The 13,687-nt window shown below is 36.1% G+C and carries 12 protein-coding genes and 3 pseudogenes; 2 read left to right on the top strand and 13 right to left on the bottom strand.

Going from position 1 to position 13,687, the window contains the following annotated elements:
* Positions 1–18 precede the first annotated feature (18 nt).
* The 6 genes from CYTFE_RS0114585 to CYTFE_RS0114560 form a co-directional block, all read right to left on the bottom strand.
* A complete protein-coding gene (locus tag CYTFE_RS0114585; protein ID WP_044214352.1) occupies positions 19–840 on the bottom strand; it encodes a DUF2971 domain-containing protein in 822 nt (273 codons plus the stop codon).
* Between the two features lie 10 nt (positions 841–850).
* The gene (locus tag CYTFE_RS0114580) at positions 851–2,689 is read right to left on the bottom strand and encodes an FISUMP domain-containing protein (protein WP_027472377.1); all 1,839 of its coding nucleotides are present in this window, start codon (positions 2,687–2,689) and stop codon (positions 851–853) included.
* A gap of 21 nt (positions 2,690–2,710) precedes the next feature.
* Positions 2,711–3,034 carry a hypothetical protein gene (locus tag CYTFE_RS0114575; RefSeq protein WP_027472376.1) on the bottom strand — a complete coding sequence of 108 codons (324 nt, stop codon included), beginning with the start codon at positions 3,032–3,034 and terminating at the stop codon, positions 2,711–2,713.
* A gap of 107 nt (positions 3,035–3,141) precedes the next feature.
* The gene (locus tag CYTFE_RS0114570; protein WP_027472375.1) at positions 3,142–3,699 is read right to left on the bottom strand and encodes a glycoside hydrolase family 108 protein; all 558 of its coding nucleotides are present in this window, start codon (positions 3,697–3,699) and stop codon (positions 3,142–3,144) included.
* On the bottom strand, positions 3,696–4,106 hold the full coding sequence (locus tag CYTFE_RS0114565) for a hypothetical protein (protein WP_027472374.1): 411 nt from the start codon (positions 4,104–4,106) through the stop codon (positions 3,696–3,698). The genes CYTFE_RS0114570 and CYTFE_RS0114565 overlap by 4 nt, the downstream gene beginning before the upstream one ends.
* A 31-nt stretch (positions 4,107–4,137) precedes the next feature.
* Positions 4,138–4,443, bottom strand: a complete 306-nt coding sequence (locus tag CYTFE_RS0114560; protein WP_027472373.1) for a hypothetical protein — start codon at positions 4,441–4,443, stop codon at positions 4,138–4,140.
* A gap of 28 nt (positions 4,444–4,471) precedes the next feature.
* Between CYTFE_RS0114560 and tnpA the strand changes: the two are divergent.
* A pseudogene (gene tnpA / locus CYTFE_RS31985) lies at positions 4,472–4,648 on the top strand (IS66 family insertion sequence element accessory protein TnpA); the annotation flags it as partial.
* A gap of 144 nt (positions 4,649–4,792) precedes the next feature.
* Positions 4,793–5,317 (top strand): annotated as a pseudogene (locus CYTFE_RS31200) (IS66 family transposase); the annotation flags it as partial.
* A gap of 462 nt (positions 5,318–5,779) precedes the next feature.
* Here CYTFE_RS31200 and CYTFE_RS30840 read toward each other — a convergent pair.
* From CYTFE_RS30840 to CYTFE_RS0114525, 7 genes and pseudogenes are all read right to left on the bottom strand, one after another.
* Positions 5,780–6,379, bottom strand: coding sequence for a Fic family protein (locus CYTFE_RS30840; protein WP_211238183.1), 600 nt, complete (start codon positions 6,377–6,379; stop codon positions 5,780–5,782).
* Positions 6,354–6,857, bottom strand: coding sequence for a Fic/DOC family N-terminal domain-containing protein (locus tag CYTFE_RS30835; RefSeq protein ID WP_200871483.1), 504 nt, complete (start codon positions 6,855–6,857; stop codon positions 6,354–6,356). The genes CYTFE_RS30840 and CYTFE_RS30835 overlap by 26 nt, the downstream gene beginning before the upstream one ends.
* A gap of 866 nt (positions 6,858–7,723) precedes the next feature.
* A pseudogene (locus CYTFE_RS31195) lies at positions 7,724–8,310 on the bottom strand (ATP-binding protein).
* On the bottom strand, positions 8,289–8,477 hold the full coding sequence (locus tag CYTFE_RS30820; RefSeq protein WP_211238182.1) for a hypothetical protein: 189 nt from the start codon (positions 8,475–8,477) through the stop codon (positions 8,289–8,291). The pseudogene CYTFE_RS31195 and the gene CYTFE_RS30820 overlap by 22 nt, the downstream one beginning before the upstream one ends.
* 3 nt (positions 8,478–8,480) lie before the next feature.
* On the bottom strand, positions 8,481–10,037 hold the full coding sequence (istA, locus tag CYTFE_RS26675; protein ID WP_052343214.1) for an IS21 family transposase: 1,557 nt from the start codon (positions 10,035–10,037) through the stop codon (positions 8,481–8,483).
* Positions 10,038–10,510: 473 nt separating this feature from the next.
* Complete coding sequence (locus CYTFE_RS28820; protein ID WP_052343213.1) at positions 10,511–10,993, bottom strand: helix-turn-helix domain-containing protein; 483 nt, start codon at positions 10,991–10,993, stop codon at positions 10,511–10,513.
* Between the two features lie 1,182 nt (positions 10,994–12,175).
* On the bottom strand, positions 12,176–13,285 hold the full coding sequence (locus CYTFE_RS0114525) for a Fic family protein (protein ID WP_027472371.1): 1,110 nt from the start codon (positions 13,283–13,285) through the stop codon (positions 12,176–12,178).
* Positions 13,286–13,687 lie beyond the last annotated feature (402 nt).

Genomic DNA, 13,687 nt, shown 5'->3' with positions numbered 1-13,687 from the left:
GAATTTAATATCAAAAGGTCAATTTATTATAAATGTTAATGGGGTAAAATCATATAAATTTGATTTTACTATTCTACTTTTCGGAAAAGAGAATTCTGTTGCTAAATGATTTTTATAAGCATTATAAAATGACTGTTCCGCTCTAGGGTCAAATGCTATTTCATCAATTAACTCCATAGGATTAATTTGAAAACCTATAAGGTGATTTGGAGTCTTTTTAATTATTTTTGAATCAGAATCATCGGTAAAGTATAAAATCCGAGCTTCTTCTTCATGTTTAAAACTGTCTCTTTTTACACAGAGAGATTCAACTACACTTTTTTGTATGTTATTCTTACAAACTTTTTGGTTTGAAGCCCATTCCTCTATTTGTTCTATTGCTCTATATTCTACTTTACCTATATAAACGCTTGCATCAAATACGTAATTTAAACCAACTTGCATTGAACATGAAGAATTCAAACAGTTAAGTAGCTTTCTTAAAGTTGTTTTAATTCTTACTGACTGTTTATCATGAGAGTAAATACGCCACATCGCATCAGAATCTTCAATAAAAGACCAACATTGTCCAAAACAAAAATTACCTTCATCCTCTTCAATAGAGAATACTTCATCACCTTCCGAAAAATTAGATTTTAAAAAGAAGTTTTCATAAACATCTTCCCATGCTTTAATAGTTGGCATTACTAATTCTTTATTCTCGAACAACTGCACTGCCCTTTCTATAGGAAATATTCTATATATAGCTTCATCTAATTCACTCTCATTTAAATTTATAAAATTCTCTTTCTTTAATATCATTATTATTTGTTTTCTTATATCTCCTATACCTAATTTCAACTAAATTTAACTAATCTTTTATGCAACGTACCGATTTTCCAACCGATTTTCTGGTGTAGTCTCGACGCAAATTAACTTGACTATAGAGCAATACTCGAGTCCAAGCCCATTCATTCTCCGTAGCGCTCTTCGTTGATGACCACATGTATGCGTATTTTCCATCGCCATAGAATGTACCATATTCGTAATTTCGATAGCCTGTAGGTAAAGTTGTAAAACCAGTTCTGTTATTACTATTTTGACTATTACCAACAGTACCATTTGTTGTATTGATAGTCCAACCTGTTTTTGATGCTAATGATTTAGCTATTTTATTACTCTCAATTGTGCCATCATAATTAAAACCATACTTAATTAAATAATTTTCTAGTTCAGTCCATTCTATATCACTTGGCACATGCCAGCCTATTGGACACACACCCTGTACATTATTAGTACCATCATTCGGAGTTCCATTTACTGCTCCAGCATAGGTGTAAAATGCGCCATAACTCAAATTATTATTGTAAAAACAATAAGCTTTATCTGTATCGTTATCACCTAAATCATGCCAACTACTATTGTCTGTAATTAGAGGTATAGCTTCACCATCAGCATAATGAGTTACTTTTAAATTTTCAGCCATCCATAGTTGCTTGCCTAACCAAACCGTTTCATAGCTATTGCCATCATAATCAGTCGTTTGACTACTAGGTCCATCTTGTAGAAATTCGATTTCTACATCATCTTCATAACTATTGCAATCAGTACTTATTGTCCATCGCAGGATATATGTTTCATGTAATACTCCTGTAAATTCAGAATTAGGATTAGTTTCATCAGCAATGCTACCTCCTGTGCCGCTTAAAATAGTCCAAATCCCTGTACCGTAACCAACATTAGGATTATTTGCCGAAAGTGTAGATGTAGTTCTGCCATCTGAATACATTATATCATCACCTGCATTAGCTAACGTTGGAGTATGATTAAACTCAACATTTACATCATCATAAGAACTACTACAATCAGTACTAATCGTCCAACGAAGTATATAAGCAGCACACCCTTGTCCAATAAAAGCTGTATTATAAATTTCGTCATTTTCAAAGACACCACCCTCTCCACTTACTATGGTCCATTTGCCTACCCCTTGGTCAGCTTCTGGATTATTTCCTGATAATACAACTGAAAGTTCATTATTAGTTATCACCTGATCAACTCCTGCATCTGCATTAGCGGGGGTATGTTCGAATGCAATTTTCACATCATCGAACGTACTATCAAATTGAGTACTAATTGTCCATCTTAGTTTATATGACTCACAAATCAATCCTGTAAAAAGGGTGTTTGAAACAGCATCATTATCAAAACTACCTCCTTCTCCACTTATAATAGTCCACTTACCTTTACCATGATTTAATAAAGGTTCGTTTGCTGCTAACATAGTAGATGATGTTTCACCATCCGTATATATCTGGTCTTCACCAGCATTCGCATCAGTTGGTAAACCTAAAATATAAACGCGTGTTTCATCGAACGCATCGCCACCTTCATTATCTTTTGCAACAGCCTTTATTAAATGTTGCCCAACTTCCTCATCACTAGTATCCCAATTATATTGATATGGAAAAACAGTTGATGAACCTACTCCTACTTCATCAGCAAAGAATCTAACCTCAGTAACATTACCATCTTCATCATCTGCCTCTGCACTAATTGTTAAAATATCTCCAATTTGAATTGTATCATTTACAACAGGCTTAATTATCTTGCATACAGGTAATTTGTTTTCCCCGTTTTCTTTTTCGCATGCTGAAAAAATCAAAAGAAGTAGAAAGTACTTAAAAATGTTAGTTTTAAATGTTCTCATGTTTGAGTTTTATGGTTAAAATTATGATTTATATCGAAAAAGAATATTGTTTGGTTCACAAAGATTCTTTATAAAAGCAAAATATTCAGAGTACTTATTTTGGTTGCTCGTTGCCTTTGTAAACTTGGCAACATAAAGATTTTTAGTAGGCTCTTTAATCTCCCCAAATGTTCCTAGAAACATATTGTTTATTTTAATTTCTACCTTATCTTTTTTTATTTCAAAAAGTATAATAGTCCAGATAGTATTATCTGCCATCTCAATATGAATGCCTTTTTTATTAGGTATTTTACTACTTTCAAATAGCGATTCAATGTATTCTTTTAATGTATGTGAATTAATCATTTTGCTTTACTGTTAGGCATTTATTGGTTAATACATTTATTGCATGTGCTACACAAAAATAGTAAGATATTGTTATGATGAATTACCAATTAACATTATTTCATAGTTTATTTATAGCTGATTGAATTAATCCTCCTCAACCAGCCCTTTAAAAACTTATGATTTCGACCCCTTTGAGCTATGGTATGGTAATAATTAATTCGAGCTGATTTAATGGCATTAAATAGCGATTCCGCAGGACTAGAGTTTATTGCTTTAACTGTATTCTTCCCTATAATCCCATCCAATTTGAGGTCGTAATCAAAGAAGCGATTCAATACCTTTTGCACGCCACAGCTGCCCCAATAACCACTATTCACACACCAATCGAAAATGATTTCTTGTAACGAGCCTGAGACTACGTACCCAACTTTGTATTTGTCGTGGAAGGTTAGTTTGTAGAAATCCTTAACAAATTCAGTTAATCCAGGAATGTCAAGCATTGTATTCCGTTTTATTTTTCCAAACGTTTCTTTATATGTATCTATTAGTTGCCAACCGTCCCAATTTGGATGAAGATTACGGGCTACACCCATATATGTTTCACCACCTCTGTCTCCGGCAACATTGGCGTAGTATCCTTCGTGTTTTATCACTCGATCAAAGAGTTCATCAAATGTTTTCATGCTTTGCGTTTAGATTTGAGGTTTACATTATTTACACTGCTAATTGCACCACCGAAAAGAAAGTCAATAATGGTGCTTTGTTTGGTAGAGATGCCACCGTTAATACTACTTACAAATGCTATTTGCCAGTCTTCAAGTTGAATCGTTTTAAAAACGAAGTTATTGAGCATTATAAAAGTTAAAGTACACCAGGCAATCAAGAAAAATATGGCAAAAGCTTTTTGCAGCCAACTGTCATTGGAATACATTTCTCTTGCTGAATCCCGATCTGCTACTGCCATTTTAAATAGCTCCATTTTACCTTGAAGCTTTTCTTCTTTTGTGGTAAATATCTCATCAATGAGCTTCGTATCTTCCTTAATTGTTTCGGCTGTGCCTGCACTGATAAGTTTTTTTAATAGTTTCATTCGTCTTTTTTATTATCTCAGGCATTGCCTGTCATCGTTCTACAAATTTTAAGATGGTATCGAGCTTCTCATTTAGTTGTTTAATGGTCTGGTGAAATAATTCCTTACTCACATAAATCTCTTTGGAACTATCTCGTAAATCAGAGATTCGTTTATGCAGAACCACAAACTTATTTTCGCATGATTCTAACTCTTTTGTGAGGTGTGTAATGTCTTTCTCGAGTAAATCAGTTTTGGCTTCCACGGTTTCTTTGGTTGCATTTTTTGAAAGTGCATTTCGAATAATAAATGACAATACACCGTAAGTCTTCGGTCTTTCACATATTGCGACCTTCATACTAGAGCTGTTTCTTTGATGGCAAAAAATGAGAATGACATTAACAACATTTAAGCGTTTGTATAAGGATTACCAGGAATCAGGTTTGAACATAAAAGATTTCTGTACCAACCAAGATTTGGCTCCTTCCACTTTTTACTATTGGCGAAATAAATTGGAAGAGGCATTAGCACATGAGCCAGATAGCTTTGTTCCACTAGAATTTGACAGTAATCCGTTAGCGACGAATAACCAATCGAGTCCATCTATCATCAAGAGTAAGCCTACTTTAAATAATGATGCTCCCATTGAATTCCTATTTCCCAATGGCACCAAGATGCTACTAAGGGATAATATAAACACGCAAGTATTAAAAGAAATTGTTCTAAAATCTGATTATATTCAGGTTGACGAAAGTACCATTCCTGTTATTAGCAACGAAAAGCACAAAGCACAAAAGGCTTATCTGTGGATGGTTCGATCAGTAATGAATAACTTGGTTTTCTTTCACTACGACAAAGGCTCCCGAGCACAAAAAGTGATACTTCCTTTATTAAAGGATTTTCAGGGAGCTATTCAAACCGATGGATATCAGGCATATTCAATCTATGAGCAAAAGAAAGGTGTTTTGCTTCTGGGTTGTTGGGCTCATGCGCGCAGGAAATTCTCCGAAAGTCTAAAAGAAGACAAAACGGGGGCTGAATACGCATTGGCACAAATTGCTAAAATCTATCAAGTTGAGCAAATGGCCACCGATCAGAACATGAATTACAAGCAAAGAGCTGAACTACGAAAGCGCTTGGCTTATCCAATCATGCGTGCTTTTGAAAAATGGATCGAAGGCTATTACCCCAAAGCGCTACAAGGAGGAAAGATGAGTAAGGCGCTGGCTTACGGATGTATTTTCTAAGATTGCGTTATACAACAGCAATTATGATTTAGACTTGGCTGATCTTTTGCCGCACAATTGGAAAAAGTCTAATAGTTGTCAAAATATTCCAAAAAACACCCACTAATTTCGATTAATTCCAAAAGATTCCAGTAAAACTTAGAGAATTCCAACGCTCCAATCGACATCCGGATTGGAGCATTTTTTTACTTTGCAATATGTAGCAGACCGCATATTTACGGTGCAACGACTTCAAAAGCGAGGCTATATCCCATTAGCTTCTATGTACAATGAAATAACAGCTACTTTACCTACAAAGACAAATTCGCTATTGGCTCCGCCGATCTTCGATTCCCCATGGTATAAGGAACCGCCCAGTACGAGACCCGTATGTTAGGTGGTGTGAGAGCTTCTCCGATAGGCTAATTAATATCCTAGCGGCTGGCTACTCGATTACCGCAACGTGCTTTATTTTTTCAATATTTCAATTAGTTTTTTATTGATATATAATGTTTCTCTGCCTACTTTTTGAGATTCTAAAATGCCAATCTTTTCCAGTTCTTTTAAATATCGTGACGCAGCTTTTCTTTCTACTTTTAATCGATTAACAACAAATTCAATTTTTGAATATGGTTGTTCAAAAAGCAGTTCCACTAATTCTTTTTTATAAATTTTTGGTGCATTAATCTGAACTTTCTCAATTGTATTGTCAAGTAAGGCTCTAATTGTATTTATTTTTTCAATTGTTTGAATGGAAGTGACTTCAACTGCTTTTAGCATGAATATTATCCATTCTTCCCATTCCCCAAGTTTGTTTGTCTGATTCAATAAACGATAATAGTCATGTTTATTTTCAATGATGTATGAACTGAGATATAAAATTGGAATGTCAATTAAGTCATTTAAAATCAGATATAAAATGTTTATTATCCTCCCTGTTCTGCCATTGCCATCATAAAATGGGTGGATGCTTTCAAATTGGTGATGAAGCACTGCAAGATTAATTAAAGGCGAAATTTCATTTTGTTCTTGATTAAAATACTCAATGAAATTTGATAATAAGTCCAATATTTCCTGTTTGTCTTGGGGTATAAACAACTTCTCCTGTTGTATCATTTTTCAAAACAGTGCCAGGTGTATTTCTTATCCCAGCATTGTTTCCAATTAACTCATGTTGAATTTCTATAATATCATTTACTCGTAAAAATCCTTGTTTCTTAATTAAGTCAAATCCACGAAAAATTGCTTTTCGATAATTTACAACTTCTTTTGTTTCAGGTGAAATATTTGATTTGTTAATAGTGAGTGCTTTATAAAGTTCGTCCTGAGTTGTAATAATGTTTTCAATTTCAGAACTTCCTTTTGCCTCTTGCAATACAATTGCATTTACCAACATTGATTGGTTTGGAATTGTATTTGCAATTCCTTTCAATTCAGCTAAAGCAGCAGTTGCTTTATTGGTTTCTCTTAAAATTTCAAGAGTTTCAACTTTCTCCCTTTTAGGTGGAAGTTTATCTAAAATCCGATATGGTGCATCTTGTCCCATGTTTTTCTAATTTGTACCAAAAATACAAAAATTAGTACATATTTCGTTGATGTGCGACTTTTTTAGCATTTGCGGTAACGGTTGGGTATATGAAACGTTTGGCATTTCAAAGCTCCACACTATCGAACCGCTATATTTTTTATTAAATGTACTCATGTTCAAATTTAGCACTATCCGCCAAATGACCTATATTTATTGTGTGTGTCCTGCATGTGCTGCAGTACACCCACACTCGAAGTTGTTGAAAAAGTTTGAAAATACAAATTATCTTCAATAAACCATGGGTATGGGTGTGTGTTATTTTATCCAGAGGGTGAAACGAAGTTCACGAATGCTTTCATATAAATATTTGTATTCGTAAAGTCCCATCACGGGCGGAGGTAACGTTCCGAACCGTTAGCAAGTGACACTTTTTACGAATGTAAAAACGTAGTGGTATGGGGTGACCTATGCAGTGAAGATTATTTGTGAGCGATTAGCGCAGCAAATACCGACGGCAAATTGGCTCCGCCGATCTTCGATTCCGGTACTGACGGACAGAATTGTAGCGTAGCGGAAATCACGAAATTCACTAAAATTAGACCTTTTGAGCTAAATCGTATATGAGGCTTTGTAAACCGGATGAGCAAGCACATCATTGTGACGTCCAAACACCAAGGAGGTGAGTGTTTATAAAGTAGATGCGGCAGGCATTGGAGGTTATTTGTGAGCGATTAGCGCAGCAAATATTATATATAGCACTTACTGAGAATAGCAAATTATACATCAGCAATTTTTCGCAATAGTATTCCATCACTTATGATTAAAAAATATATTGCTAATCCCTTGCATGCTAAGAGAGCGTAGCGAACGAAGCATGCAAGGGATTAGTGTTCATGAGAAAAGATTGTTTTTCTGTTTTCCATCCGATAGCTTTTCCCTTCCAATTTCAAGACTTCACATCGATAAAGCAAGCGATCTAACAGTGCCGTGGCCAGGACTTCATCCTCGAGGGTTTCAGCCCATTGTTTAGGCGATTTATTTGTTGTAATAATCACAGAGGTCTGTTCATGTAGGTGATTTACAAGGTTGAAAAATGCCACAGCTTCATGTTTCTTAATAGGAAAAAGCATTATATCATCAATCGCAATTAAATGAGCTTTTGTCAGTCGGTTGTAAGCATTTAAAGCAGAAGATGTCATTTCTTTCATTTTAATATGGTAACAAGTTCTTCCATTGTGATGAAATAAGATTTGTACCCGGCAACTACAGCATCATGCACAAGGCCCGCCGCAATATAGGTTTTACCGGTTCCGGATGGTCCCATTAAAACCAGATTGTAGTTTTGTTCCAGCCACATCAACTCACGCAGTTGTTTTAGTTGGGGTTTTGTAATACCGTTGGCAACATTAAAATCGTAGTTATCCAGCTGATGTTTCTTCGGTAATCTGGCTAGTTTGAGTCTTCGCTCCAGATCGGTATTTTGCCTGTGAAGGACTTCTTTTTCAATAACTCCAGGGTGAATTCCGTATATGAAAGCTTATCTATTTGCGCCTGATGCAAGATTTCTTCTGGGGACTTCTTTGTCTGGGTAAGCCGCAACAATTCGGCATACTGCTTGATTTGTTCTATTTGCTTCATGATCTATCTCAATAATGTTTCATAAATTTCGATACTACTTTGGGCAGGAGCAATCGACTCCTTAGGGGGTTCCACATTCACTTTACTGATGTTTATTTTACTCGCCTCCGATATTTGTTTTTCTTCGTTTTGAAGATGGGCAAGTACCTCCGCAAATCGATACCCATTAAACACTTTGTTTTCGATGCAGAAGTTTAAAGTTTCCGTTTTTACCCGATCGTTCGCATTGTTTATAGCTTTTAAAATTTCCCTTATATTATCATGAAAATAACGCGGTTTGTCATTTTCCAGGTCAGCCAAATAGCTTTGTGATTCTGGTGTATTGCCAAAAGCGTTTAATAAAAGTTCATATCTCTGTTGTAGCGTCTTTGATTTTTCGCGGCAGTGATCCGTGTTGCGCACCAAAACACCCTTTCCCAGCGGAATCTTATGAGACGCAACAAGCGTATTTACATCAGATAACAAGTCCAGGGTATTCCCTTTGTCATCAAGAAGCACGGTTGTATCGGCATCTTTGTAAGTCCCTATTGGTAAACTGTAAAAATTTCCCTTGTAGGCAACGGTGTTGTCTTTTCGAACCTTGTAACCAGGCAGTAATATTAATGGTTTTTCAGGGGTGTCGCGGTAAGGTTCCAGATGTGATTGTTCAATCAACCATTGTTCATAAGGGACTTTCCTGATGGTTCCGTGAAGCTTGGCATTTGCTGTACGTTTAAGCCATGCCAGGCAATCTTCCTGAAGGGTGTTTTGATCCTGAAATGTACGACCTTTCAGGAAGTTATATTTGACATATTTCACCACATTCTCAACCTTTCCCTTGGATTCAGGATCTGCTTTCCTGCAAAAAATAGTTTCAAAAGAGTATTGCTGGCAAAAACTTCGAAATCCTTCTGTTAATAAAACATCACCAAGATTTTCCCCCTTTATAAATACTTTATCCTGATCGTAAATGATCTTACTTGGTATACCGTTAAAGTAATTAAAAGCTAACTCGTGAGCATATACCGCAGTTTGGGTGGTAAAAGGGCAGCGTTGACAATAAACGTACTTGTAGCGAGAACGCGAAAGTACCATGGCGAAGAAATACACTTTGATACGATGACCTTCTCCACTCTGCATAGTAATCTCGCCAAAATCAACCTGAGCCTCGCTACCATAAGCTACCTCAGGCAGCTTTTGATATTGACGGGAACCCACTTCTTTGTACTTATTGATGGCATGCTTCTCCCGAATCGTTTTTACGAAGTTATAGACCGTTTTGCTATCTACTTTCGGTAAATCTTCAAATGATTCTTTTAAACGATCTTCTACCTGGGCGGCTGACAAGTAAGGCGTGCTTTCGAGAAGTGTTTTTACATATTTATAATAACCAGAGAGCTTTTTTGACAGGCGATGCGGCTTATTTATCCACAACATAAAAGTCTGTTCATCCATTGCTAAATATTTACGGACTGTGCCTCTATCTATCTCAAGCTCTCTACTTATTTGACTCTTATTGAGTCCTTGTTTCCATAATTCATTAACTTTGTACCACATAAAAACTTTTTGGTTTTTATTCATAGCCTTTGTTTTTTTAGATTTCACAACCTAAAAATGGAGGCTATTTTTTATTTCTACAACTGGTGATGTTCTATTGCGAAATTTTGATGGTACTAATTTCCTATTTACAACTTACCAGGGGAGAGCTCCGTAACCACGGGTTGGTAGAGCGGAGCAGTCAGCAGACGCCATAGTACTTGCAAGTAACGAGCTACATTGAGGAATGTAGAGGTCTCACAACGCAAGGAAGGGCCGAACATTTGGGAGATAAAAAATTTGACTGGGAGGTATAAGGATTCGAGCCTTACTAGCCCTTTCTTAAAGTATTGAAAAGCTATAGATGGTGAAAAGAGCAACTATAGTAAACCAGATGAACCGCCGTATACGAGACCCGTACGTACGGTGGTGTGAGAGGTGCACCAGTGGGCTTAGCTCACTGGCCATCTACTCGATTATGGCCAGGTGTTTATTAATCCAAACCTGAATCCTCTATTTCAATCTGTCTTTTTATCAGCTAACTGAGATGATTCATTTTTAGTAAACTGTCTAAATATAGAGAATGCAAGTGGAATAATTATAGTCAATAAAATCTCCTTAACTTGAAAATTCAGTTTAAATAGCACAATTGAAAGTGCACAAAAAAACCAGACAATTCCTGTTGCAAGAAAATAATTGTAAAAAAAGTTCTTTGAATTTTTCATTGGTATTTCATTTTGGATTTGTTTATATAATCTGTCAATTGAATCTTTGAAATAAATCAATTTTTGATGTCTTTGATTTACCGTTTCGTTATTTATGTCATATTCAAGAGCATCAAAAATAATTTTAACAGTAAAATTCCGAGGGTTGACTTCTCCAGATTCAATTCGTTGTAATGTCCTCACATTTATATTACATTTCTCAACAAGTTCCTCTTGAGTCAAGCCTTTTTTATTTCGAAGTTCTAATATTTTCTGTCCTAATTCTGGCTGTTTCATTTATCATCAAAATCTTTGTCAAGGATACAATTTGTTTAAGAATTTAAATCATTTTCAGTTCGGATTTTCCCCGACATTAACCCGACTTTTAATTTATCTTTCTGAATTTCTGCCTCATACAATCCTTGAAATACTGCTTTCATTCACTTGGCCATAACGGATGGCGGTATGAAATCGTTGGGGATTGCGGGCTACTTTTCTGTCCAGTTTCATCGAACTTGATGCGTGGCAGAATGCTAGAATAACCACCTAAACCCCAATGTTTTATACCGCGCTGTGTGCCCTGCATGAGCAGCAGTACACACAGCCCGAAGTTGTGGAAAAAGTTTGAAAATACAAATTATCTTCAATAAACCTCGGGCTGTGCTGTATTTTATCCAGAGGGTGAAACGAAGTTCACGAATGCTTTCATATAAATATTTGTATTCGTAAGGTCCCATCACGGGCGAAGGTAACGCTCCGAACCGTTAGCAAGTGACACTTTTTACGAATGTAAAAACGTAGTGGTATAGGGTGACCTATGCAGTGAAGATTATTTGTGAGCGATTAGCGCAACAAATACCGACGGCAAATTGGCTCCGCCGATCTTCGATTCCGGTACTGACGGACAGAATTGTAGCGTAGCGGAAATCATGAACACAAAAAATGAACACTTGTGAATAAAAAAGCCTGACAAGAAAAGGCGTATCCTTATTCGGTTGGGCGTTGAAGCAGGCATGGCGTACGCTTGGAGCAGAAGCCGAATTGAGGAACGAAATCATGAATGCCTTAAAGCATATACATATATTATGAATAATGGGTGGTTGGGCTATCGCTAAATTGGAGCAAAGCGGAAATCGCTAACACCAATAAAACATAATCTTTGTTGGCAAAGTCCTATTTTAGGAACAACCATTACGGTGCAACGACTTCAAAAGCGAGGCTATATCCCATTAGCTTCTATTTACAATGAAATAACAGCTACTTTACCTACAAAGACAAATTCGCTATTGGCTCCGCCGATCTTCGATTCCCCATGATGTAGGGAACCGCCGTATATGCTCGAATAAATTAAAATAGTATTTTAATTTGTGAAGAGGAATAACGAAGTTACCCGTACGTACTTTTTATGGAGTAAAAAGTCGTGCTGTGAAAGGTGCACTGGCAGGGCTACAATCCTGTCAGCCACCTATTCGATTGTAGCTAGTGCATTCTCCATTCTTCTGTCAGTTCGTAATTTGTACTTCTACCTCCAGATTCTTCTTGCTTTAAAATTCCTTTTTCGATTAAATCCTTAATATCTCTAAGGGCTGTATCTGCTGAACATTTTGTAATCTTTGCCCATTTTGACGATTTTAGTTTCCCATCAAATCCATCGAAGAGTTTGTTTAAGATAAGTCTTTGCCGACTATTTAAAATAGTTTCCTTGTGTTTATCCCAAAAATCTGCCTTTTTGAGAACACGTTGCAAAGTTTCTTCTGTATTCTCTAATGCATGAAATAAGCAATTTAAAAACCATTCCAACCAATCTGTAATCTCTCCTGAGCTATGTTGCTCTTTCTGTAATATCTCGTAATATTTCTTTTTCTCAATAAGTATTTGGCTTGATAAGCTATAAAATCGTTGCGGACTTTCCTCCGAGCGAGCAAGCAACATATCTGATATTGCTCTTGCTATCCTGCCATTACCATCATCAAATGGGTGGATTATTATAAACCAAAAGTGTGCAATTGCAGCTTTTATAACACCATCAATATCGGTCTTATTATTTAACCAATCTAAGAAATCATCCATTTCCTTTTTTACCACCTTTGCTGAAGGTGCTTGAAAATGTATTTTTTCTTTTCCCATTGGCCCTGATACGACTTGCATCTCTCCGTCTCGATAGCAACCTGTAGCAATTCTATGCATTCCACTCCAACCTGTAGGGAACAATGCTGCATGCCATCCAAAAATCCGCTCTTGGTCAACGGGTTTGTAATATCTTTGAGTTGCGTCAAGCATCATTTCAACAACTCCTTCCACGTTTCTGTCAACATGGACAACTCCTGCATAATCCAGTCCGAGTCTTCTTGCTATAGAAGAACGAACTTGTTCATGATTTAAAAATTCACCTTCTATTTCAGATGATTTAAGAACATCGAGTGTCAAAGTTGATAGAATTGTTTCTTCCTTAATTGAAAAACCAAGTGCTCCCATTTGTCCGAAAATTTTCCCTTGCAGATGTCGGACTTTTCCTAAAATCACACTAATCTTTTTATCATTCCATGTGAACTCTGGCCAATTATCATATTCATAAATGTATCTTGCCATGAACTATTTTTTTCATTTTGCGGTAAATATACGAATTAATATCCGCATATTTAATGAGATTAATCCATTTTTTCTCCGCACGACTCTCTCTTGGCATTAGCTACAACTTATAAGGATTTTATCCTTTGTTCGACCAAGATAAGTAAAAAGTTGAACATTGATAAATATCCAAAATTATGATTGCTAATATTTATTAGTCATGAAGGATAAAATTACGTTGAACGAAGGCGGCCTAACCTATGCACATTTCATCTAGTTCTTTTTCTTTGTAAACGCTCTGATCCTAATATTTCTCTGTTATTTATACAACATTCTTTCATCAGCATGTTAATTTCGTTTGGTTTAAGGCATAACAATCCCGTTACACCCACATGAACGGTTGTTTTATTTGCATCCATGAAA

The sequence above is a fragment of the Saccharicrinis fermentans DSM 9555 = JCM 21142 genome (assembly GCF_000517085.1).
Classification (GTDB): Bacteria; Bacteroidota; Bacteroidia; order Bacteroidales; family Marinilabiliaceae; genus Saccharicrinis; species Saccharicrinis fermentans.
Note: the sequence above shows the minus strand (reverse complement) of the source record. Positions and strands in the feature narration are given on the sequence as shown.

Coding starts and splice junctions, on each gene's coding strand:
- CYTFE_RS0114580 (WP_027472377.1), bottom strand. CDS start 2,689: ATGAGAACATTTAAAACTAACATTTTTAAGTACTTTCTACTTCTTTTG.
- CYTFE_RS0114575 (WP_027472376.1), bottom strand. CDS start 3,034: ATGATTAATTCACATACATTAAAAGAATACATTGAATCGCTATTTGAA.
- CYTFE_RS0114570 (WP_027472375.1), bottom strand. CDS start 3,699: ATGAAAACATTTGATGAACTCTTTGATCGAGTGATAAAACACGAAGGA.
- CYTFE_RS0114565 (WP_027472374.1), bottom strand. CDS start 4,106: ATGAAACTATTAAAAAAACTTATCAGTGCAGGCACAGCCGAAACAATT.
- CYTFE_RS0114560 (WP_027472373.1), bottom strand. CDS start 4,443: ATGAAGGTCGCAATATGTGAAAGACCGAAGACTTACGGTGTATTGTCA.
- CYTFE_RS30835 (WP_200871483.1), bottom strand. CDS start 6,857: ATGGGACAAGATGCACCATATCGGATTTTAGATAAACTTCCACCTAAA.
- CYTFE_RS30820 (WP_211238182.1), bottom strand. CDS start 8,477: ATGAAGCAAATAGAACAAATCAAGCAGTATGCCGAATTGTTGCGGCTT.
- istA (WP_052343214.1), bottom strand. CDS start 10,037: ATGAATAAAAACCAAAAAGTTTTTATGTGGTACAAAGTTAATGAATTA.
- CYTFE_RS28820 (WP_052343213.1), bottom strand. CDS start 10,993: ATGAAACAGCCAGAATTAGGACAGAAAATATTAGAACTTCGAAATAAA.
- CYTFE_RS0114525 (WP_027472371.1), bottom strand. CDS start 13,285: ATGGCAAGATACATTTATGAATATGATAATTGGCCAGAGTTCACATGG.